This is a genomic window from Streptomyces sp. NPDC002888 (genome assembly GCF_042888465.1).
Classification (GTDB): domain Bacteria; phylum Actinomycetota; class Actinomycetes; order Streptomycetales; family Streptomycetaceae; genus Streptomyces.
In genome coordinates this window covers 94,850-116,133 of the sequence record NZ_JBIAPU010000007.1, presented here as the reverse complement: position 1 = coordinate 116,133, position 21,284 = coordinate 94,850, and the positions used below count along the sequence as shown (strand labels likewise).

Sequence of the window (21,284 nt, the reverse complement as noted above, 5' to 3'; positions counted from 1 at the left end):
ATGACCGTACGAACCGACCCCCACCTCGCGCTCGTCCGGCCGGTCCAGCCACTGACCCCCGAAGGGTGTCAGGAGTGTCTGCTGCTCGGCTCCCCATGGGTCCACCTCAGGCTCTGCCTGACCTGCGGCCACGTCGGCTGCTGCGATTCCTCGCCGAACCGGCACGCGCGCCGTCACGCCGCCGCCGACGACCATCCGATCGTGGCGTCGCTGGAGCCCGGCGAGGACTGGCGGTGGTGCTTCGTCCACGAGGCGTTCGTGTGATGGCCCGCGACGAGACGCGGCCAAGCCCGGTGCCCGTGCCGGACGAGGCGGAGGAGAGCGTCCCCTTCGAGACCGCCGACATCTACGGCGCCTATCCCCGCCTGCCGGACGACCAGATGACCCGCCTGGCGCAGCATGGCCGGCGGCGCGCGGTTGACGCCGGTGACGTGCTGATCCGGGAGGGGGAGCGGTGCGAGACGTTCTACGTCGTCCTCAGTGGCTCGGTCGCCATCGTCGAGGGCTACGGCACGCCCGACGAACGTCTGCTGCGTGTGCACGGCCCCGGCCGCTTCATCGGCGAACTCGGCCTCCTGAACGGGCAGGTGGCCTTCTACACCGCCATGGTCAGGGACCCCGGTGAGGCCCTCGCCCTGTCCATGGATCAGCTGCGTGACCTGGTGACCCGGGACTCCGTCCTTGGCGATGTGGTGCTGCGCGCTTGCCTGGGCCGCCGTGCTTTGCTCGTCGGGCAGGGCGCCGGTTTCCGCATCATCGGCTCGCGCTATTCGCCTGACACCCGGCGGCTGCGCGAGTTCGCCGCCCGCAACCGGCTGCCGCACCGCTGGATCGATCTGGAGACCGACGAGGAGGCCGAGGAGCTGCTGCGCCGCTTCGGCGTCGGCCCGGAGGAGACACCGCTCGTCATCTGGCGGGACACCACTCTGTTGCGCAACCCCAGCAACGCGGAACTGGCCCGGCTCATGGGCCTGCCGTCGCTGCCTGCCGGAAACCATCACGGCGATCTCCTGATCGTCGGCTCCGGACCCGCTGGTCTCGCCGCCGCGGTGAACGCCGCCTCGGAGGGCCTGGGCACGACCGTGGTCGAGGCCATGGCCAGCGGCGGCCAGGCCGCCACGTCGTCCCGCATCGAGAATCTGCTGGGCTTCCCCTCCGGCATCTCCGGCGCCGAACTCACCGAACGCGCTGTGCTCCAGGCCGACAAGTTCGGCGCCAGGATCAGCGTCCCGGCGGAGGCGGCCCGGCTCGAACCGCGGGACGGGCACTACGCCGTCGGGTTCGCCGACGGCAGCGAGATCACCGCCCGTGCCGTCGTCCTGGCCACCGGCGCTCGCTACCGCCGCCTCCAGGTGCCCGGCATCGAACGCCTGGAGGGAACGAGCGTCCACTACTCGGCGACCGTCTACGAGGCCCAGCAGTGCCGCACCGACCCGGTGGCCGTCGTCGGCGGAGGCAACTCCGCGGGCCAGGCCGTGCTCTTCCTGGCCGGGTACGCACCGCAGGTGTATCTGCTCGTCCGTGGGCCGAGCCTCGAGGCACACATGTCCCGCTACCTGATCGATCAGGTCGAGCGCCACCCGCGGGTGCGCGTGCTGCTGCACACCGAGATGACCGAGGCAATCGGCGACAAGGTGCTGGAGGCGGTCACCGTCTTCGACCACCGTACGGGCGAGCATCGGCACCTCGCGGTGCGCGCCCTGTTCGTCTTCACCGGCGCCGAGCCCCACACCGAGTGGCTGTCCAACGCGCTCGCCCTCGACGCGCGCGGCTTCGTGCTCACCGGGGCGGAGGCGCAGGCCTGCTCCGTCCCCGGACTGTGGCAGAGCCAGGGCCGCGACTGCCTGACGTTGGAGACCAGCCTGCCTGGCGTCTTCGCCGCCGGCGACGTCCGCAGCGGCTCGGTGAAACGCGTGGCCTCCGCGGTCGGCGAAGGCGCGATGAGCATCCACTTCGTGCACCGCTACCTGGGCCACACGGCCGCGCCCGGCGGCACCGACAGCTCCCCGCACACCCGTCCGAAGGAGTCCGCTTGGCTCGCATGACCCCAGAGAGCGACGAGATCACGAGAAGGAGAAGGAGGCGATGGGAATGACTACGCCCGTCCGGCACCAACGGGGTGCCGCAATGCAGGCCAGGCCGCTTGGCTGGGCACGCAATCCGCTGACGGAGTTCGACCAACTGCTCAGCGAGATGAGCGGACTGATCGAATCCACGGTGGGAGGCGCGGCGCCCGCAGTCGCGTGGACACCCCTGGCGGATGTCACGGAGTCCGACGACGCCTTCCACATCGAGATCGAACTCCCCGGCGTCAAGAGCAAGGACATCGACGTCGAAGCGAGCGGCCAGGAGCTGGTGGTCACCGGAGAGATCAAGGAGAAGGAACGCAAAGGTGTCCTGCGACGGAGCACCCGCCGCACCGGAGCCTTCGAGTACCGGCTGCGGCTGCCCGGAGAAGTCGACACCGAAAAGATCAATGCGCAGATGTCGGACGGGGTGCTCACCATCACCGTCCCCAAGGCCGAGGTCGCAAAGCCCCGGCACGTCGAGATCAGCGAGACGAGTGAAAGCACCGGGAGCAGCGGCTGAGACGCGACGCCGCAGTTCCGGACACCCGTCCGGCACCGCGGCCGGGCCGGCGAGGCTCGACATCCGGGGTGACTCATGAATGACGTCCCGTATCACAACCCCTCACGGCGGCGGAGACTCGGCATGTGGCTCGCCACCGGCTTCCTTTCGGCGCCGCAGACGCCAGGCGCGCAGCAGCCGAAGGGGGAGCAGACCCAGCGGGGCTCGCCGGCCCATGTCTGCCTGGTCCTCGCGGTCGAATGCCCGTGCGTAACGCTCGGCGTCCTGGGCCGTCGGATATCGCTTGCTTCCCTCCGCTCCGCACCCACGCTCGCAGTGCCAGAGCATCGTGTCGCCCTCATGGCGAAAGCGAAAACGGTGTCCCAGAAGGTGGCAGCGCAGCACAGAAGACCACCCTAGGCGGACCGGCCCATTCCGGCCTGTTCTGTCCCTCTCCAGGCAACAGCCCATGGCCCTGAACGAGGAGGCATGGCATGACCACCACCGCCGAGCTCGGTGTCGTCACCACCAAGGTCCCCGCCCGGCTGGACCGGCTGCCGTGGTCCCGATTCCATTGGCGGATCGTCATCGGTCTGGGAACCGTCTGGATTCTGGACGGTCTCGAAGTGACGATCGTCGGGGCGGTTGCCGCCCGTATGACCGAGCCGGGCAGCGGCATCAACCTGACCAGCGCCGACATAGGCACTGCCGCCGCCATCTACGTGGCAGGCGCGTGTGCGGGCGCTCTCCTGTTCGGAAGGCTCACCGACCGCTACGGGCGCAAGAAGCTGTTCATGCTCACGCTCGGCATCTACATCCTCGCCACCGTCGCGACCGCGTTCGCCCATGACGCCTGGTACCTCTACCTCGCCCGTTTCATCACCGGCATGGGCATCGGCGGAGAGTACGCCGCGATCAACTCGGCCATCGACGAGCTGATTCCGGCCCGCAACCGCGGGCAGGTGGATCTGGCCATCAACGGCAGCTACTGGGTCGGTGCGGCGCTCGGCAGCCTGGTCGCCGTGCTGCTTCTCAACGAGAGTCTGCTGGCAGCCGACCTCGGCTGGCGGCTGGCCTTCGGCCTGGGCGGCATCCTGGGCCTGGGCATCATGCTGGTACGCCGCCATGTGCCGGAGAGTCCACGCTGGCTATTCATCCACGGGCACCAAGCCGAGGCTGAACGCATCGTCGACCGGATCGAGGCCGAGGTGCGCCAAGAGACCGGCAGCGAGCTGCCGGAACCGGGCGAGGCGGTCACCGTACGGCAGCGCGACGTCATTCCGTTCAGGGAGATCGCCGGCGCGGCTCTGCGGCGGTACCCGCGTCGCGCCGTTCTCGGTCTGGCGCTCTTCGTCGGACAGGCGTTCCTGTACAACGCGATCGTCTTCGACCTGGGCACGATCCTGAACGGCTTCTTCGACATCGGCTCCGGCTCGATCCCCTACTTCCTGGCCCTCTTCGCCATCGTCAACTTCCTCGGACCACTCCTTCTCGGCCGATTGTTCGACACTGTTGGCAGAAAGCCGATGATCGCGGGCACCTACTTCGGCTCGGCAGTCGTGGCAGCCGTCCTCGCCGTCCTGCTGGTCAACGGCTCCCTGACGACATGGTGGTTCTTCCTGCTGGTCTCGCTGACCTTCTTCGTGGCGTCCGCGGGAGCGAGCTCGGCCTACCTGACGGTGAGCGAGGTCTTCCCCATGGAGACCCGAGCCCTGTCCATCTCGCTGTTCTTCGCGATCGGCACGGCGGTGGGCGGAATCACCGGCCCGCTGCTGTTCGGCCACTTGATTCACAGTGGCGACGCCGACCTGGTGGCCATCGGCTTCCTCGTCGGAGCGGCCGCCATGGCGCTGGGCGGGCTGGCCGAGGTCTTCTTCGGTGTCCGGGCCGAACAACAGTCCCTGGAGAACATCGCCCGGCCGCTCACCGCTGAGGAAACCGACGCAGCCTGGCGCAACGAGCCCGCGCCGCAGGACGCACGAGACCGCCTCCGTCCCGCACACGTCCGGCAGGCCGCGCACGAGCGGGACCTGCGGATCGCCGACCGCACCGCCCGCCGTCAGGAGCGGGAGCGCACCGGAGCCCGCCGCTACCGCCCGGGCACCGGACCGGGCAGCACCCTGTACTCGCCGGGGATGGCCGGCACCGCGGGCACGGCAAGCCGTACGTCCGCCATGGCCGAACAACGCCTCGACGACGAGATCGAACAGATCACCCACGCGCTCCGAGAAGCCGGCCCGACGAGCCGCGACCGACTCGAACAGGCCGTGGGCGGCCGTTCCTGGGGCCCCGGTCGCTTCCGCCGTGCCCTGCGTGAGTCCGTGCGGGAGTCCCGGGCCGAGGGCCTTGCGGACGGCAGCTACGCGCCGACGGACGGACCCGGACGGCTCGACAGCGCACCGGGCGACCCCCATGACCAGCAGTGACCGGGGCAGAAGGAGGCAGCGATGAAATACGACGGATTCCTCGCCCGTGTACGCGAGCGAGGCGAATACAACGACCAGGACGAAGCCGCAGACGTCACCAACGCCGTGCTGGAAGTGCTGGCCCAACGGGTCAGCCCGGGAGAGGTCAAGGACCTCGCATCACAGCTGCCCGGCCCGCTGGGACAAGTTCTGGAACATGCCACGCCGCAGCAGGCGCAGAGCTTCGGGATCGAAGAGTTCTACCGCTGGGTCGCCGAGCGCACCAATGCCCGGCCGCGTACGGCGCAGTGGGACGCCAGCGCGGTCCTGACCACCGTTGCCGACGCTGTCACTGGCGGAGAACTGAATCAGATCATCAGCCAACTCCCCTCCAGTTACGCGGTCCTGTTCGGCAAGGCCGACCTCGCGGACTGAGCCCGTGAGGCGCCCAGAACGAAAGGCCCACGAAAATGGTTGATACAGGTTTCTCCTCGTTCGACACCATGGTGGACAAGGCCAATCGGCTCCTCAAAGACGTCGAGGAGGCCTTCGAATGGCCCAAAGAACGGCGTAAGCAGTCGTACGCGGCACTGCGGGCGGTGCTGCACCCGCTTCGGGATCGTCTCCCGGTCGAGACGGCCGTACAGTTCGGCGCCCAACTGCCGACCATCGTCAGAGGCGTCTACTACGACGGCTGGAAACCGGCCGAAACGCCCGTAAAGATGAGCAACGAGGAGTTCCTCGCACGGGTCCGGAGTGAATTCCCCTATGCGGTCGAGGGTGGCAGCGAGAAGCTGGTGCGCACCGTACTGAAAACTTTGGAGCGCCATGTGAGCGCCGGCGAATGGCAGCACCTCAAATCCCGGGTGCCGAACTCGTTTGCCGCGCTCCTGCCGTGACCCCGGTGGAGGAGGTCATGAGCGCGGCGCAACGCGCCGAGCAGGCCTACGGCGCCCCGGCCGGTCTTCTGGCGCCACGGCTGCGCCTTCCGGCTCTTGCGGTCACGGATCAGGGGGCTGCCACTCGAACATCAAAATCGTGGCGTCGTCGCTGAGTTGGTTGTGCTGATGCTCGAGGATGGCATGGATGAGCAGGCGCAGCACTTCCGGGGCGCTCTGCCCTGCTGCTGTCGACCGGATGACGTAGTCGGTGAAGCGCTCCAGGCCGAACTCTTCGCCTGCCTCGTCGCGTGATTCCACGACGCCGTCTGAGCAGAGCAGTATTCGGTCACCGGGTTCGAGGCTGACGTCGTGCACCTGACGGGAGGTCCCGGCGAGACTGGCGGGCAGACCCAAAGGAGGCTCAGGTGGCCGCTCCAAGGCCTTGTGGAGCAGGCGGTGGCGACGGATGAGCAACGGAGGCGGGTGGCCGCAATTGCACCAGCGCAGCACACCGGTGGGCATGTGCAAGTGGGTGAAGACACCCGTGCAGAACTGCTCCGGAAGCCACTTCGCCAACGCCTCGTCCATGGTGCCCACGAGTTCGTTCAGGTCTGCCCCGCTGCGCCGGGCGTTACGGCAGCCTGCCATGGCGACAGAAGTGGCAAGTCCGGACGCCAGATCGTGCCCCATGCCGTCAAGTACTGCGGCGTGCAGAACGTCCTCGGTGAACGCATGGTCGAAAGCATCGCCGCCCAGTTCGTACGCAGGCTCCAGAACGGCCGTCGACACGACCCGCCCGGTGCCGATCGACCGGGGAGGGAGAAAGGCCCTCACCATCTCCGTGGGCAGGTGCATCGGCTTGGTGCGCATGCGCTGCGCGATGGTGTCGCTGTAGGTGCGCTTGGATGTGATGATCAGTGCGAGGAGCAGCGCCGCCGTTCGGCAGCGCCGTAGCTTGAGCCCGTCCAGGGCGCTCATGTTCAGCTCCACGACGCCCAGCCGCTCCGCTCCGTCGGTCAGGGGCAGCCACACGTTCAGCCCTCCGGAGGGGGTTTCTTCCACTCGGAGAGAGTCGGTGCGGTAGGCCCATCCGGCCAGCGAAGTGTCGAGCTCCAGTTCCGGCTCGCCTTCGACAAACGGCACCAGCAGTCTTTGCTGGATGTCGACCAGATAGATGACGGCCCTGCCCAAGCCCATGGCCTCGGTATACCGGTTCAGGACCACGGGCAGTTCCGCAGGTGATGCCAGCTGGGCCGCGCTGACCAGTTCATCCAGCAGCCGCTCCTCGGACCCGACGGACACGTTCCTGTCCATGCCATCGATGATCCCTTCGAGGACGAGCCGTCACAATCTGAGCTCTCCGACACTCGAGCTGTGGGCCGATCAGTCGGGAGGGCTGGGGCTCGCCCTCTGCTCCAGCACCCGGCGGGTACCCGCCGCGGTCTCGGCCAGCTCACCAACCAGAACCGCTTTTGGTAGCACCCTGGACGTGGGCGAGGCCCTGCGGCGGGCCAGCAGGATCGTTGCGGCAGCCAAAGGGCGGAGCGCGCTGACGCTGTTCGGCCGTGGCCTGCACCGCCTGTTCCGGTCGCCACTCACAACAGGAGGTCGAAGACGGCTCGAGCCTCGTCCCAGTGCTGGGTCTGGGGGTTTTTCAGGTCGGGGTGGAGGATCTTGAAGCTCTGGGCAAGGGCCAGGCTGAGTCCGCCGATGATATCCGGATAGGCCGCCTCGGTCTCCTCATCGGGCATGCGGTCCAGAGCGGGATGGGTGGCGAGCTGTTCCAGGATCGGCTTGAGTTCTACTTCCTGGTCGATCTTCCGGAAGTGGTGAATGCTCTCCTGCAGGCCTTTCGTGATCGGTAGGTCACAGGTCCGGATGATGTCGCGCCCGTTGGCCTTGGCAGTGGCCTGGGCGACGGTCAGCAGATCGTAGAGCTTGGCGTCCACGAAGTCGCTGTAGCGCTTGAGATCGTTCTTGTCGACGTTCAGTCCTGCGGCCGCGCGAAAGAACCTCTCGAATCTGGCGATGGACATCACGGTCATGACGGCAACCTCCGGCTGCGGGAGCCGGGTGGCTCCCGGCCCCTGGGCTTCCCAGCCAGCCTGGCCGACGGGGGCGCGCGAACGCATGCGCATGTCGGGCCCAATTAGCCTCCCTCTATTGCCCTGCCAGACCCATACGTCCGACTGCCCGGGTTGTCGGACGGGCGTGCGGACCGACAGCAGGGCCAGAGAGCGCTCGGGAGAGTCGGTGAGCAGCAGCCAGGGCCGGTTGACGCGGCCCATCCCGCCCACCAGCCGCCTCGGTGCCGGGCAGGACGTAGCGCTGTGCCTCGCAGGCGTTCTGGATTTCCCGCGTGACAGGGCTTTGCCGGACTCCGGCTCCCGGGCCGGACACGGAAAAGTGGTGTGGTCGGTGGCGCGGCGTGCGGTGCGTGCCGGGGTGATGCCTGAGCGGGTCTTCGCGGTGGCGGACGCGATCGTGGCCCGGTGGTGGGAGCAGGCCCCTTGCTGGGAAGACGAGGAGATTTGGCCGTACCGCCTGCACCTGCTGGCGGAGGCCAGCGTGTCACGCGGCGTCGACGTTACCTCGGCGGCGTCTGTGGGCACTTGGGATCGCGGGACAGCCGACGAGAGGGTCCAGTCATGCGGGTGTCGTCTCAGGGCGTTACGGTCGTGGCTCTCCTGGCGGATCCGGACGCGCCGACGGAGATCGCGCAGCGCATGGCCCGGACACTTTCTGCTCGGCTCGCCGACAAGTCGGGCCAGGGGCGACGGTTCGACGTCGAGGTGGTCAGTGAGCCCTTCACCTCGGGGACGGAAGACCCGCCCACCTTGATGCGCCGGATCATGGACCGTGGGAGTGCGGAGAACTGGGACATCGTCGTGGCCCTCACCGACCTTCCGCTGCACTCACACGGACGCAGGCTCGCTGTGAATCTGAATCACGAACACGGCTTGGCGCTGCTCTCTCTTCCTTCGTTGGGGGGCCTGAGGCTGCAGACGAGGGCCCGGCGGGCCGTCGAAGAAGCCGTGCTTGGCTTGGCGGGCCCGCAAACCACTGGGGCTGAAGGACCTCCGCGAAGTCAGCCGCTTCTGGGGCCCTTCGTCAATCGTCTCGCGCCTATTCATCCGGGCCCGATCGGTGAGAAGGAGACCGACGATCTTCGGTACGTCGTCAGCGGGCCGCGCGGTTACCTGCGGGTGCTCGTCGGTATGGTCCGAGCCAACCGGCCGTGGCGGTTGGTGCCGGGCTTGTCGAAAGCCCTGGCGGCCGCACTCGCCACAGGAGCGGTCGCCACCGTGAACTCCACCGTCTGGAGCCTGGCTGAGACCCTGAGCGTGCCACGCCTCGTGATCGCCACGGTCGGATCTGTCGCGCTCATGATCGGCTGGCTGATCATAGACGCGGAGCTGTGGCATCGATCAGCAGAGAGCTCGCCGGAGGCGAGGCAGAGGGCGTGGCTCTACAACGCCTCGACGGTCGTGACCGTGGGTATCGGGGTGCTCGTCTGCTACGTGGGTTTGATGGTCATCAACTGGGTGTGGGCGCTGTTCATCCTCAACGACCAAGCGTTCGCTTCCGTGACACGAACCCCACTGGACGCCGAGGAGTACTTGACGCTGTCCTGGTTCGTCGCTTCGGTCGCCACCGTGGGCGGCGCGCTGGGATCAGGCTTGGAGAGCGACGATGCGATCCGGGCGGCCGCCTACTCCAAGCGCGAACAGGAACGTCGTCACACGCTCCAAGACGACCACGGTGACCAGCCCTCGAAGTGAACCGATACCGGCACAACCAGCAGCGCGATGTGCGCCGGCGGGTTGATCATGGCGATGACGGGGCGGGTGTTGTCCCGGTAGGGCAGGTCCGTCACCCCTTCTTCAGCCGATACGCGGCCGCTGAGGCTGAACGTCCGGTGCCGGGGGTGTGGTCATCGATCGTCAATGTACGTGAGAGTGTGCCGGTTTATCGGTGGACGTCGGCCCGGGGCCGCGCGTCCGAGCGCGGTGCCGTCAGGAGGCGGCGGCGCGGCCGACGCGCCCCGGCAGGGCGTTCCGGCTAGGCTCACATGAGTGAGGTGGCTGCGGACCTTCGGGGAGGTCGTGCGATCCGGGCTCACGATCGAGGAGACGCGGCTGGAGCCCTTGCTCGCGCTGCGCACGGCTGCTGGGGTGGCGCTCGTCATTGGGCCGGCGCTGTGGCTGGTCTCCCCTGCGTACGCCGCGTCCGCAGCCCTCGGTGCCTACTCCGCGGGTGCGGCCACCTTCCAGCGCACCTGGCGTCCGCGCAAGGTGATCGCGCTCGGCGCGGGCGCGGGTCTGGCGCTCAGCACCTTCGTGGGCTACCTGGCAGATGGGCGACTCGTGACCTTCCTCCCACTGCTGGCCGTATGGGCCTTTGCTGCGGGGATGGCGTGGTCCCTCGGATCGACCGCTGGGATCGTCGCAGCGACGACGGTCGGCAGCATGCTGGTGACCATCACCCTGCCCACGAGCGTCGGGCGAGCCCTGGAACACGCCGGGGTCATCGCGCTCGGAGGTATGGCGCAGGCCGTACTGATCTTGCTGTGCCCGATCCGCCGATGGGGGGCGCATCGTGACGCCCTCGCCGACGCGCTGGCCGCCGTGGCGGACTACGCCCGCCGGCTGCGACACGACCCGGCCGCCCCGTTCGACCCGGAGCCGTTGATGACGGCCCGGGACGCGGCCGCCGTGACGCCATCACAAGCCCGCACTCGTCCCCCCGTCCTCCACGGCCCCCGGGGCCTCGCCGAGCGCATTCTGCCGGTCGTCGCCGCGCTCGCGGACCCGGACGTCGGCGCCCCGGCGGAGGGACCCGGGCGGGACCGCGCACGGGAGTTGCTCGGCGCGGCCGCCGACGTCCTGGACGCGGCCGCCCGTTCGATCCGCCGCGGCACTCCCGCCGAGGTGCCGCCCGGGAGCGCGGACGTCCTGCGCGTCGATGAGGAGGGCGAGGTGCTGGAGGGGCCCGCCCGGCAGGCCGCCGAACGGCTCGTGGAACTGCTCGCCGAGACGTTGGAGATCGCCGGGAGCGGCGGCGCGCGCGACAAGGCGCCTACGCCGCCCGGCCCCGCGAGCGCCCGATTCCTGGTGCGCCCGACCATGTTCCGGCTGCTCCCGGTCGTCGTCCGGGCGGTCCGCCGTGAGCTCCGCCGGGACTCGCCCGTGTTCCGGCACGCCGTCCGCCTGGCGGCGGTGGCCACGCTCGGCTATCTGATCGCTTCCCGGCTACCCGTGGGCCACGGCTATTGGGCGCCCATCGCCTCGGTGATGGTGATGCGGCCGGACTTCCACCGGACGTACGCGCGTGCGGTGGGCCGTCTCGCCGGGACCCTGGCAGGGGTCGCGCTCGCCACCGGGATGGTGCGGGCCCTGGGCCCGGACGCCCATGTGTTCGGCGCGCTGGCGGTGGTCTCGGCGGCCCTGTCGTACACGCTGCTCCGTACCGGCTACGCCTACTCCCAGTGCTTCACTGCCGCGTACGTCGTCTTCCTGCTCGGCATGGGCGGCCAGGCATGGGAGCAGACGGTCCCGGAACGGGTGGTGCTCACCCTGCTCGGCGGGGCCCTGGCAATGCTGGCGTACGTGGTGTTCCCCGCATGGGAGACCCCCCGGCTGCCGGGTCGGCTTGCGGACTGGCTCGCCGCCAACGGCCGCTACGCGGCCGCAGTGCTCCGCAGCTACGCCGAACCGACCCGGGAGCATCGTGCCGACATGCGCAGGGCCCTGCTGGCGAGCAGGGAGGCACGTGCCGCCTGGCAGGAGGCTTACGACCAGGCAAGGCAGGAACCGGTCCGCCCCAGGGGTCTGACGTCGCGCGAGGCGGAGGATGCGCAGGAGGCGCTCAAGGGGTTCGACCGGGCGGCGATGCTCATGGAGAGCCACGTCCCGCGGGCCGACAGTCGTTTCGCCCCCGAGGCGGAGCGGTTCGCCGAGGCCCTGGAGGCGGACACCGCGCAGGCGGCAGACGACGTGCGCGAGCACAGGAATCCGGACTGGGGGCGCGTGGAGGAGACGCTCCACGCGTGGGAGGGCGCCACCGGGGACCGGAGCCCGGTGCTGCGGCGCGGGGCGGAACTGCAGAAGCGGGCCTTGGACAACCTCGCGACAGCCGTAAGCCGCACACCCCTGGAACGGGACGTCGGCTCTGCTCGCGAGGAGCAACGGGTGCGGGCGGCCGCGGCTGCGGAAGGTGACGGATCATCACCCGCGCACCGGAGTGGGTGACGGCTCCGGCGACGGGGAGCGCCGCGCCCCCCGGAGCGGGAAGTAGTCTCCCGGCCGCGTCGAGCGCCGCCACACGTACACCGCTGTCGCCATCACGAGGATCAGCCCCGCCAGGATGAGCAGTTCGATCCCCTCGACGTTCCACCGGAAGGACTTCTCCGCCTCGGCTGTCACGATGAGAACCGTGCGGAGCTGATGGTAGGCGGACGGTGTGGAGCAGCTCGGCCACGATGAACAGCACCAGGCCGCTGTCCAGGGCGGAGAGAACGACCGACTCCTCGCGGTACGGCCCCTGGATCGACCTGATGACGTCAGGGACGACCCCGACGGTCAGGAGCCCCGCGAGCAGTACGAGGAGCGCCGCAACGACGAGGTGGATGCCGTCCTCGATGAGCTGTAGGAGGCCCTGTACCCGGGTCGCCCTCGATCCTCGGGAGAATGGGTCGCACATTCAGCATGCAGTGGGTGCCCAGGCCCGCAGGCGCGGCGTGCTGCCAACGGGTGGACGAGCGGATGCCTCCCTGTGGTGGCAGCCTGGGGGAAGCGGCGAGGCGCGACATCACCGAGGCCTACCAGGCGGCAGGACAAGGGTTATGAGGCAGCCCGAGGCGAACACGAACGGCAGGAACCTGCGGCTCGTCCTGGCGCCGACCTGGGGTCTGCCCTCCGAGGCGGCCCGGGACCTCGCCTCCGGCCTGCGGGAGGAACCGCGCCGCCGCACCGCCAGGGGCATCCGCTGGCAGGCGGACACCGACGCCGCCCCTGGCGGCGAACGAGCAGAACAGCGACTTCCGGCGCGACGCCTGGGGCCGGCTCATGCGCACGGCGAACTTCGTGGGGACGACGACGTACGGCACCACGCAGGCCGCGGAGAAGGCGGGCGCCCAGGTCCGGAAGATCCACAGCATGCTCTCGGCGACCGACCCCGACACGGGGGAGCGGTACGGGGTCGACGAACCCGAGCTGCTGCTGTGGGTGCACTGCGCCGAGATCGACTCGTACCTCCACGTCCTGCGCCGCTCCGGGTTCCCGCTCACCGACGCCCAGGCCGACCGCTACCTCGCCGAACACCGCGTCAGCGCCCGGCTGGTGGGCCTCGACCCCGATGCCGTACCCGCCGACCGGGCCGCCATGAAGGCCTACTTCGAGAAGGTGCGCCCCGACCTCGTCGCCGGACCGGAGGCGCGCGAGGTGGACGACTTCCTGCGCCGTCCGCCGATCCACCCGCTCCTCGTCCCGGCGCGCGAGGTGCTGTGGCGGCGCGTGGCGTGTCTGGCGTACGCCTCCCTGCCGCCGTACGCCCACGAGCTGTACGGCAGACCCGCCCCGCAACCGGCCGTCGTCACCCGCCAGTTGCGTGCCACAGGCACCCTGCTGCGCAGCGTTCCCGCAGGTCTGCGCTGGCAACTCCCGCCCAAACACATCCTGCGTGCCATGGCCCGGCTGGGCCCCGAGGCCCGCCCGGCACCGTACAAAGTCGGGTGATAGGCCGCCATACTGGACGGGCCAGGGGAGGGCGCGACGGTGACGGGGCGGCGGTAGGGGATGGCGGACACCAGGCTGGTCCAGGGCCGGTACCGGCTGCTCGATCTGATCGGGCGCGGCGGCATGGGCGAGGTGTGGCGTGCGCGGGACGAGTCGCTGGGCCGGCAGGTCGCCGTGAAGTGCCTCAAGCCGCTCGGACCGCAGCGCGACCAGGCGTTCACGCGCGTCCTGCGGGAGCGGTTTCGACGTGAGGCCCGGGTGGCCGCAGCGCTCCAGCATCGCGGGGTGACCGTCGTGCACGACTTCGGCGAGTCCGACGGCATCCTGTTCCTGGTGATGGAGCTGCTGGAGGGCCGTAATCTCAGCCAGCTCCTGGAGGACAACAAGCACCATCCGCTGCCCGTCGCCGACGTCGTCGAGATCGCCGACCAGGTCGCCGCCGCCCTCGCCTACACGCACCAGCAGGGCATCGTGCACCGCGACCTCAAGCCCGCGAACATCATGCGGCTCACCGACGGCACGGTGAAGATCTGCGACTTCGGCATCGCCCGCCTCGGCCACGACATCGGCTTCACCTCCCGCCTCACCGGCACCGGCATCGCCATGGGCACCCCGCACTACATGTCGCCGGAGCAGATCAGCGGCATCGAGGTGGACCAGCGCAGCGATCTGTACTCGTTCGGGTGCGTGCTGTACGAGATCGCCACGGGAGCGCCCCCGTTCGACCTCGACGACCCCTGGGCCATCCTCGTCGGCCACCGCGACACCCCGCCCCGCCCGCCGCGCAGCCACCGCGCCGAACTGCCCGCCTACCTCGACAAGGTCATCCTCGACCTGCTGGCCAAGCGCCCCGAGGAACGCCCACGCGACGGCCGGGAGCTGGGCCGCAGGATCGGACTGGGCCGTACGACACCGGCGTACGTGCCGACGGTGGTCACGCCCCAGCCGGACTTCCCGCTGCCCGAACAGGCCGCGCGCGAACCCCGCCTGCCGTCCTGGACGCGCGGCATGACCACCGGCCACAAGGCGACCGGCGCCGGGCTGACCGCCACCCCGCCGGACGCCGGGGCGGGCCTCACCGGCGAGTGGATCCCACGCCCGCCGTCGGACCGCGTCCAGCCGCCCGGCGCTCCCGAGGAACCGCCCGCGCCGCCTCCGCAGACGCTCACCGCGCTGACCGGCCGGCACAACGCAGGCCTCAGCCTGGGCCGGCTCGGCCGCTGGGCCGAGGCCGGCGAGGTGCACCGGGCGGTCGCCGCCGAACGCGAACGGCTCCTGGGACCCGACCACCCCGACACCCTCGCCAGCCGCTACGAGGTCGCCTTCACCCTCAGCCGCACGGGCCGCGCCGCGGACGCGCTGCGCGAGTACAAGCATGTGGCCGCCGCCCGGATCCGGGCGCTGGGCGCCGACCACCCGGACACCCTCGCCGTCCGCCAGGAAATGGCCTACGTACTCGGCCAGTTGGGCCGCCACGAGGACGCCCACAAGGTGTACGTGTCGGTGCTGGCCGCCCGGGAACACCTCATGGGGCCCGACCACCCCGACACCCTGCGCTGTCGGCACAACCTCGCCTTCAACCTCAGCCGGCTCGGACGGCTGGAGGAGTCGTACCGCATGGCATGCGAGGTGGCGTCGGCGCGGGCCCGGGTGCTGGGGGCGGAGCACCCGGACACCTTGGTCACGCGCTACGAAGTGGCGTACGCCCTAGGTCAGTTGGGACGCTGGCAGGAGGCGCTGCGGACCTACCGCGAGGTCGCCGCGGCCCGGGCCCAGGCCCTGGGCCCCGACCACCCGGACACGCTCGCCGCCCGCTACGAGATCGGCATCAGCCTCGGCCGGCTCAGCCGCAGCGCCGAGGCACTCCGGCTCTACCGCGAGCTGATCGACGACCGCACCCGCGTCCACGGCCCCGCCCACCCCGAGACCCTCCGCGCCCGCCACGGCCTCGGCGTCAACCTCGGCCGTCTCGGCCGCTGGGAGGAGGCCCTCGCCGAGTCCCGCGACGTGTGCGCGATCCGCGAGCGCGTGCTGGGGGCGGAGCACCCCGACACTCTGGTCAGCCGACGCGAGGTCGCCGTCGGCCTCGGCTGGCTCGGCCGCTGGGCCGACGCCCTCACCGAGTACCGGCGGGTCGCCACGGCCCGCGAGCGCGTCCTCGGCGCCGACCACCCCGACGCCCTCTCCAGCCGCAACGACGAGGCCCACTGCCTGGAACAACTCGGCCGAGACGCGGAGGCCGTCGAGCTCTACCGCAAGGTCACGGAACGACGCCGACGGGCGACGGACGGGCGCTGAGGGGAGCACGGGGAGCCCGGAGACCAACCCCGGTCGGCCGGGCGCCGGCGGGAGCGTCAAGGGCCCGGGCTCGGCTCAGCCCCAGCCCATCTCGGTGTACAACCGACCGTTGCGGATCCCGTCGATCGCCGCCCGGGCGTACGGGACCGTCGGCTCGGGCAGGGCGTCGGCGGGCCACCAGTCCCAGCCGACGCACTTGTCCGGCTCCAGCACCCGCGGCTCGCCCTGCCACCGCCGCGCGCGGAAGACGAGCTGGAGGCGCGGTCGCGTGCCGGGGCCGTGGGACATATGGACGGCGTGGGCGAAATCGACGTCCCGGGCGTCGACGACCAGGCCCGCCTCCTCCTGAGCCTCCCGGACCAGACAGGCGACGGCGGACTCCTGCTCACAGTGACCGGCCAGGAAGTGGTGCTCCAGAGGTGCGAAGGCCGAGTCGGGATGGCGCAGCCCGAGCAGCACCTCGCCGTCGCGCTCCAGGTACAGGTGCACGCCGAGGACGTTCGGGACCGTCAGCGCGCCGTGGCCCGCCGGTGTCGGCGAAGGCACCGGCAGGATCGTGCCGTCGGCCCGGTGCTGGGCGATGACCTCCGCCGCCCAGGGCGCCATCGTCAGCTGCGCGGTGGTCGCGGCGTCGAAGAAGGCGAACATGATGCCCTCGGTCACCGGCAGCCGCGAGGGATCGCCGTCCCAGCGGCCCAGGAACACCGTGATGTCGTTCTTGAAGACGGTGTAGGGGACGAGACCCTCGATACGGAGCCCGGTCTCCTCCAGCAACTCGCGGGCGACCGCCTCCGCGGGCGTCTCGGTCCCCTCCCGGGCGCCTCCCGGCAGGGACCAGGTCCCCGGGTCGCAGATGGGCTTGTGCGCGTCGCGCAGATGAAGCAGGTACTGTCCACGCCGGTTGACCAGCAGCGCGGCGGTCTGGGTGGGGTCGGGGAGTTCGCTCGTCACCCGGGACAGTCAACACGGCCCGGCCGGCGTGGCGGGTGGGAACGCCGGATCCGCCGCCGTCGGCCGGGCCTGTCTCTGGCCGATCGCGATCACCCCGTGTTACCAAGAACCATGCCTGCACTCGAGGGACACCGCGCGTACGACGCCGTCATCGTCGGCGGCGGCCACAACGGCCTGGTCGCCGCCGCCTACCTGGCCCGGGCCGGAAGGTCCGTACTGGTGCTGGAGCGGCTCGACCACACCGGCGGCGCCGCCGTCTCCACCCGCCCCTTCACCGGCGTCGACGCGCGGCTGTCGCGTTACTCGTACCTGGTCAGCCTGCTGCCGAAGAAGATCGTGCGGGACCTGGGCCTGGACTTCCGCGTACGGGGGCGCACGATCTCCTCGTACACGCCCGTCGAGCGCGGGGGCCGGCCCACCGGTCTCCTCGTGGGCGGCAGCGAACGGCGCACCCGCGAGGCGTTCGCCCGGCTGACCGGCGGCGAGCGCGAGTACGAGGCCTGGCAGCGCTTCTACGACCGGACCGGCCGCCTCGCCCAGCGGGTCTTCCCGACGCTCACCGAGCCGCTGCCCACCCGGGACGAGCTGCGACGCCGCATCGACGACGGGGACGCCTGGCGGGCGTTCTTCGAGGAGCCGATCGGCGTCGCGATCGAGGAGCACTTCAGCGACGACCTGGTCCGGGGCGTGGTCCTCACCGACGCCCTCATCGGGACCTTCGCCGACGCCCACGACACCTCCCTCAAGCAGAACCGCTGCTTCCTCTACCACGTCATCGGCGGCGGCACCGGCGCCTGGGACGTCCCCGTCGGCGGCATGGGCGCCCTGACCGACGCCCTCGCCGCCGCGGCCCGCGCCGCGGGTGCAGTCGTCGCCACCGGGCACGAGGCGGTACGGATCGCCACGGACGGCACGACCGCCGAGGTCGCCTACCGGACCGCCGACGCCGAGGGAACCGTCACCGCCCGGCACGTCCTGGTGAACGCCTCGCCGCAGCACCTCGCGGCCCTCACCGGCGACGCCCGACCCACGCCCGCCGAGGGCGCACAGCTCAAGGTGAACATGCTGCTCAAGCGGCTGCCCAGGCTGCGGGACATTTCCGTCGACCCGCGCGAGGCCTTCGCCGGCACCTTCCACATCGCCGAGGGCTACGGCCAGCTCGCCACCGCCCACGCCCAGGCCGCCGCCGGTGAGCTGCCCGCCGCCCCGCCCTCGGAGATCTACTGCCACTCGCTCACCGACCCGACGATCCTCGGCCCGGAACTGGTCGAACAGGGCTACCAGACACTGACGTTGTTCGGCCTGCACACGCCCGCCCGGCTCTTCGAACGGGACAACGACTCCGTGCGCGAGGACCTGTTGAAGACCACCCTCGCCCAGCTCGACGCCCACCTCGACGAACCCCTCGCCGACTGCCTGGCCACCGACGCCGAGGGCCGACCCTGCATCGAGGCGAAGACCCCGCTGGACCTGGAGCGCGACCTGCGGCTGCCCGGCGGCAACATCTTCCACCGCGACCTGTCCTGGCCGTACGCCCAGGAGGGCACGGGCCGTTGGGGCGTGGAGACCCGGCACGCGAACGTGCTGCTGTGCGGGGCCGGGGCCGTGCGCGGGGGAGGCGTGAGCGGGGTGCCGGGGCACAACGCGGCGATGGCGGTGCTGGAGGCCGACTGACGCCCCACAGCCGATCGCCGCCCCGCGCACAAGAAATCTGACGGTCTATCAGAATACCTCTTCCGTCGTCCGGACGGCTGCGGCATCCTGCGCCCATGCAGACGGAGCTGAGCAACCAACTCGGAGTCGAGCACGCCGTCTTCGGCTTCACGCCGTTCCCCGCCGTCGCCGCGGCCATCAGCCGGGCCGGCGGGTTCGGCGTGCTCGGCGCGGTCCGCTACACCGCCCCCGACGAGCTCAAGCGCGACCTCGACTGGATCGAGGCGCACGTCGAGGGGCGGCCGTACGGCCTGGATGTCGTCATGCCCGCCAAGAAGGTCGAAGGCGTCAGCGAGGCCGAGGTCGAGGCGATGATCCCCGCGTCACACCGGGAGTTCGTCCGCGACACCCTGGCCAAACACGGCGTGCCCGAGCTCGCCGAGGGCGAGGCGTCCGGCTGGCGCATCACCGGCTGGATGGAGCAGGTCGCCCGCACCCAGCTCGACGTCGCCTTCGACTACCCCATCCGGCTGCTCGCCAACGCCCTCGGCTCACCGCCCGCCGACGTCGTGGCCCGCGCCCACGACCAGGACGTCCTCGTCGCCGCCCTCGCCGGAAGCGCCCGGCACGCCCGCAAACACATGGACGCGGGCATCGACATCGTCGTGGCCCAGGGGTACGAGGCCGGCGGGCACACCGGCGAGATCGCCTCCATGGTGCTCACCCCCGAGGTCGTCGAGGCCGTCGACCCGCTGCCGGTCCTGGCCGCAGGCGGCATCGGCAGCGGACAGCAGGTGGCCGCCGCGTTCGCCCTCGGCGCCCAGGGCGTGTGGCTCGGCTCCCTCTGGCTCACCACCACCGAGGCCGACCTGCACTCGCCCGGCCTGACCCGCAAGCTGCTCGCCGCCGGCTCCGGCGACACCGTGCGCTCCCGCGCCCTGACCGGAAAGCCCGCCCGCCAGCTGCGCACCGAGTGGACCGACGCCTGGGACGACCCGGACGGCCCCGGCACCCTCCCCATGCCCCTCCAGGGCCTGCTCGTCGCGGAGGCCGTCTCCCGCATCCAGAAGTACGAGGTCGAGCCGCTGCTCGGCACCCCCGTCGGCCAGATCGTCGGCCGGATGAACAGCGAACGCAGTGTCCAGGCCGTCTTCGACGACCTCACCCGCGGCTTTGAACGAGCCGTCGACCGCGTCAACCGCATCGCCGGAAGGAGCGGCCAGTGACGAGCACGCCCCCCGCCGGTTTCTGGGCCCAGGCCACCCAGGACCCCGACCGCACGGTCCTGATCGCCCCCGACGGCCAGCAGTGGACCGCCGGACGCCTGCACGCTGCCGTCAACCGGCTCGTCCACGGCCTGCGAGCCGCCGGACTGGAGCGCGGCGACGCCTTCGCCGTCGTCCTGCCCAACGGCGTCGAGTTCCTCACCGCGTACCTCGCCGCCACCCAGGCCGGGTTCTACCTCGTCCCCGTCAACCACCACCTCGTCGGGCCCGAGATCGCCTGGATCGTCTCCGACTCCGGCGCCAAGGTGCTCCTCGCCCACGAACGCTACGCCGACGCCGCCCGCCGGGCCGCCGACGAGGCGGGCCTGCCGGCCACCCACCGGTACGCCGTCGGCACGGTCGAAGGATTCCGTCCCTACGCCCGACTCCTCGACGGACAACCGGAGTCCGCGCCTGCCGACCGCACCCTCGGCTGGGTCATGAACTACACCTCGGGCACCACCGGCCGCCCCCGCGGCATCCGGCGCCCGCTGCCCGGCAAGCTCCCCGAGGAGGCCTACCTCGGCGGCTTCCTCGGCATCTTCGGCATCAAGCCGTTCGCCGACAACGTGCACCTGGTCTGCTCGCCGCTCTACCACACGGCCGTCCTCCAGTTCGCGGGCGCGTCCCTGCACATCGGCCACCAACTGGTCCTGATGGACAAGTGGACGCCCGAGGAGATGCTCCGGCTCATCGACGCCCACCGGTGCACGCACACGCACATGGTCCCCACCCAGTTCCATCGCCTCCTGGCGCTGCCGGACGACACCCGGGCGGCTTACGACGTCACGTCCATGCGCCACGCCATCCACGGCGCCGCCCCCTGCCCCGACCACGTGAAACGGGCGATGATCGACTGGTGGGGCGACTGCGTGGAGGAGTACTACGCGGCCAGCGAGGGCGGCGGCGCCTTCGCCACGGCGGAGGACTGGCTGAAGAAGCCCGGCACGGTCGGAAAGGCCTGGCCCATCAGCGAGTTGGCGATCTTCGACGACAACGGCAACCGGCTCCCGCCCGGCGAACTCGGCACCGTCTACATGAAGATGACGACCGGCGGCTTCGCCTACCACAAGGACGAGGCGAAGACGAGGAAGAACCGCATCGGCGACTTCTTCACCGTCGGCGACCTGGGACTCCTCGACGAGGACGGCTATCTCTTCCTCCGCGACCGCAAGATCGACCTCATCATCTCGGGCGGGGTCAACATCTACCCCGCCGAGATCGAGTCCGCCCTCCTCGCCCACCCCGCCGTCGCCGACGCCGCCGCCTTCGGCATCCCGCACGACGACTGGGGCGAGGAGGTCAAGGCCGTCGTCGAGCCCGCCCCCGGCCACGAACCCGGCCCCGCCCTCGCCGCCGCCCTCCTCGACCACTGCACCGAGCACCTCGCCGGCTACAAACGACCGAAGAGCATCGACTTCACCCCGGAAATGCCCCGCGACCCCAACGGCAAGCTGTACAAGCGGCGCCTGCGCGAGCCGTACTGGGAGGGCCGCGACCGAGCCGTGTGACACCCAGGGGGACCGT

The 21,284-nt window shown here is 70.6% G+C and carries 17 protein-coding genes and 1 pseudogene; 14 read left to right on the top strand and 4 right to left on the bottom strand.

The window, feature by feature from the left end:
- From ACFYWX_RS13710 to ACFYWX_RS13685, 6 genes are all read left to right on the top strand, one after another.
- Entirely contained in the window at positions 1-264 is a 264-nt protein-coding gene (locus ACFYWX_RS13710; RefSeq protein WP_389424180.1) for a UBP-type zinc finger domain-containing protein, read from the top strand.
- Positions 264-2,045, top strand: coding sequence for an FAD-dependent oxidoreductase (locus ACFYWX_RS13705; RefSeq protein ID WP_389424179.1), 1,782 nt, complete (start codon positions 264-266; stop codon positions 2,043-2,045). Before ACFYWX_RS13710 ends, ACFYWX_RS13705 begins: the two co-directional genes overlap by 1 nt.
- A gap of 46 nt (positions 2,046-2,091) precedes the next feature.
- Positions 2,092-2,589: an Hsp20/alpha crystallin family protein gene (locus ACFYWX_RS13700; RefSeq protein ID WP_389424178.1), complete on the top strand. Its 498-nt coding sequence runs from the start codon at positions 2,092-2,094 to the stop codon at positions 2,587-2,589.
- Between the two features lie 473 nt (positions 2,590-3,062).
- On the top strand, positions 3,063-4,994 hold the full coding sequence (locus tag ACFYWX_RS13695) for an MFS transporter (protein WP_389424177.1): 1,932 nt from the start codon (positions 3,063-3,065) through the stop codon (positions 4,992-4,994).
- Between the two features lie 21 nt (positions 4,995-5,015).
- On the top strand, positions 5,016-5,408 hold the full coding sequence (locus ACFYWX_RS13690) for a DUF2267 domain-containing protein (RefSeq protein ID WP_389424176.1): 393 nt from the start codon (positions 5,016-5,018) through the stop codon (positions 5,406-5,408).
- 35 nt (positions 5,409-5,443) lie between these two features.
- Positions 5,444-5,872 carry a DUF2267 domain-containing protein gene (locus tag ACFYWX_RS13685; RefSeq protein WP_389424175.1) on the top strand — a complete coding sequence of 143 codons (429 nt, stop codon included), beginning with the start codon at positions 5,444-5,446 and terminating at the stop codon, positions 5,870-5,872.
- 102 nt (positions 5,873-5,974) lie between these two features.
- Here the strand turns inward: ACFYWX_RS13685 and ACFYWX_RS13680 are convergent, their stop codons facing one another.
- Positions 5,975-7,168 carry a PP2C family protein-serine/threonine phosphatase gene (locus tag ACFYWX_RS13680; RefSeq protein ID WP_389424174.1) on the bottom strand — a complete coding sequence of 398 codons (1,194 nt, stop codon included), beginning with the start codon at positions 7,166-7,168 and terminating at the stop codon, positions 5,975-5,977.
- 281 nt (positions 7,169-7,449) lie between these two features.
- The gene (locus ACFYWX_RS13675) at positions 7,450-8,142 is read right to left on the bottom strand and encodes a DUF1931 family protein (protein WP_389424173.1); all 693 of its coding nucleotides are present in this window, start codon (positions 8,140-8,142) and stop codon (positions 7,450-7,452) included.
- Positions 8,143-8,502: 360 nt separating this feature from the next.
- On the opposite strand from ACFYWX_RS13675, the gene ACFYWX_RS13670 reads away from it, so the two are divergent.
- Both ACFYWX_RS13670 and ACFYWX_RS13665 read left to right on the top strand, forming a co-directional pair.
- The gene (locus tag ACFYWX_RS13670; protein WP_389424172.1) at positions 8,503-9,636 is read left to right on the top strand and encodes a hypothetical protein; all 1,134 of its coding nucleotides are present in this window, start codon (positions 8,503-8,505) and stop codon (positions 9,634-9,636) included.
- Positions 9,637-9,930: 294 nt separating this feature from the next.
- On the top strand, positions 9,931-12,105 hold the full coding sequence (locus tag ACFYWX_RS13665; protein ID WP_389424171.1) for an FUSC family protein: 2,175 nt from the start codon (positions 9,931-9,933) through the stop codon (positions 12,103-12,105).
- Here the strand turns inward: ACFYWX_RS13665 and ACFYWX_RS13660 are convergent.
- Positions 12,082-12,279 carry a hypothetical protein gene (locus tag ACFYWX_RS13660; protein ID WP_389424170.1) on the bottom strand — a complete coding sequence of 66 codons (198 nt, stop codon included), beginning with the start codon at positions 12,277-12,279 and terminating at the stop codon, positions 12,082-12,084. The genes ACFYWX_RS13665 and ACFYWX_RS13660 overlap by 24 nt on opposite strands.
- Before the next feature lie 37 nt (positions 12,280-12,316).
- Between ACFYWX_RS13660 and ACFYWX_RS13655 the strand changes: the two genes are divergently transcribed.
- From ACFYWX_RS13655 to ACFYWX_RS13645, 3 genes and pseudogenes are all read left to right on the top strand, one after another.
- Entirely contained in the window at positions 12,317-12,505 is a 189-nt protein-coding gene (locus ACFYWX_RS13655) for a hypothetical protein (RefSeq protein ID WP_389424169.1), read from the top strand.
- Between the two features lie 377 nt (positions 12,506-12,882).
- Positions 12,883-13,590, top strand: a pseudogene (locus ACFYWX_RS13650) (oxygenase MpaB family protein); the annotation flags it as partial.
- 60 nt (positions 13,591-13,650) lie between these two features.
- A complete protein-coding gene (locus tag ACFYWX_RS13645; protein ID WP_389424168.1) occupies positions 13,651-15,888 on the top strand; it encodes a tetratricopeptide repeat protein in 2,238 nt (745 codons plus the stop codon).
- A gap of 75 nt (positions 15,889-15,963) precedes the next feature.
- Here ACFYWX_RS13645 and ACFYWX_RS13640 read toward each other — a convergent pair whose 3' ends face one another.
- Positions 15,964-16,839, bottom strand: coding sequence for an NUDIX domain-containing protein (locus ACFYWX_RS13640; RefSeq protein WP_389424167.1), 876 nt, complete (start codon positions 16,837-16,839; stop codon positions 15,964-15,966).
- Between the two features lie 111 nt (positions 16,840-16,950).
- Between ACFYWX_RS13640 and ACFYWX_RS13635 the strand changes: the two genes are divergently transcribed.
- The 3 genes from ACFYWX_RS13635 (at position 16,951) to ACFYWX_RS13625 (ending at position 21,268) form a co-directional block, all read left to right on the top strand.
- A complete protein-coding gene (locus ACFYWX_RS13635) occupies positions 16,951-18,513 on the top strand; it encodes a phytoene desaturase family protein (RefSeq protein ID WP_389424166.1) in 1,563 nt (520 codons plus the stop codon).
- Between the two features lie 95 nt (positions 18,514-18,608).
- Complete coding sequence (locus ACFYWX_RS13630) at positions 18,609-19,718, top strand: NAD(P)H-dependent flavin oxidoreductase (RefSeq protein ID WP_389424165.1); 1,110 nt, start codon at positions 18,609-18,611, stop codon at positions 19,716-19,718.
- Complete coding sequence (locus ACFYWX_RS13625) at positions 19,715-21,268, top strand: acyl-CoA synthetase (protein WP_389424164.1); 1,554 nt, start codon at positions 19,715-19,717, stop codon at positions 21,266-21,268. Before ACFYWX_RS13630 ends, ACFYWX_RS13625 begins: the two co-directional genes overlap by 4 nt.
- Positions 21,269-21,284: the final 16 nt, after the last annotated feature.

What these genes read in the sequence shown, in the direction of transcription:
- ACFYWX_RS13710 (WP_389424180.1), top strand. Translation starts at nt 1, where the DNA reads ATGACCGTACGAACCGACCCCCACCTCGCGCTCGTCCGGCCGGTCCAG.
- ACFYWX_RS13705 (WP_389424179.1), top strand. Translation starts at nt 264, where the DNA reads ATGGCCCGCGACGAGACGCGGCCAAGCCCGGTGCCCGTGCCGGACGAG.
- ACFYWX_RS13700 (WP_389424178.1), top strand. Translation starts at nt 2,092, where the DNA reads ATGACTACGCCCGTCCGGCACCAACGGGGTGCCGCAATGCAGGCCAGG.
- ACFYWX_RS13695 (WP_389424177.1), top strand. Translation starts at nt 3,063, where the DNA reads ATGACCACCACCGCCGAGCTCGGTGTCGTCACCACCAAGGTCCCCGCC.
- ACFYWX_RS13690 (WP_389424176.1), top strand. Translation starts at nt 5,016, where the DNA reads ATGAAATACGACGGATTCCTCGCCCGTGTACGCGAGCGAGGCGAATAC.
- ACFYWX_RS13685 (WP_389424175.1), top strand. Translation starts at nt 5,444, where the DNA reads ATGGTTGATACAGGTTTCTCCTCGTTCGACACCATGGTGGACAAGGCC.
- ACFYWX_RS13680 (WP_389424174.1), bottom strand. Translation starts at nt 7,168, where the DNA reads ATGGACAGGAACGTGTCCGTCGGGTCCGAGGAGCGGCTGCTGGATGAA.
- ACFYWX_RS13675 (WP_389424173.1), bottom strand. Translation starts at nt 8,142, where the DNA reads ATGGGCCGCGTCAACCGGCCCTGGCTGCTGCTCACCGACTCTCCCGAG.
- ACFYWX_RS13670 (WP_389424172.1), top strand. Translation starts at nt 8,503, where the DNA reads ATGCGGGTGTCGTCTCAGGGCGTTACGGTCGTGGCTCTCCTGGCGGAT.
- ACFYWX_RS13645 (WP_389424168.1), top strand. Translation starts at nt 13,651, where the DNA reads ATGGCGGACACCAGGCTGGTCCAGGGCCGGTACCGGCTGCTCGATCTG.
- ACFYWX_RS13635 (WP_389424166.1), top strand. Translation starts at nt 16,951, where the DNA reads ATGCCTGCACTCGAGGGACACCGCGCGTACGACGCCGTCATCGTCGGC.
- ACFYWX_RS13630 (WP_389424165.1), top strand. Translation starts at nt 18,609, where the DNA reads ATGCAGACGGAGCTGAGCAACCAACTCGGAGTCGAGCACGCCGTCTTC.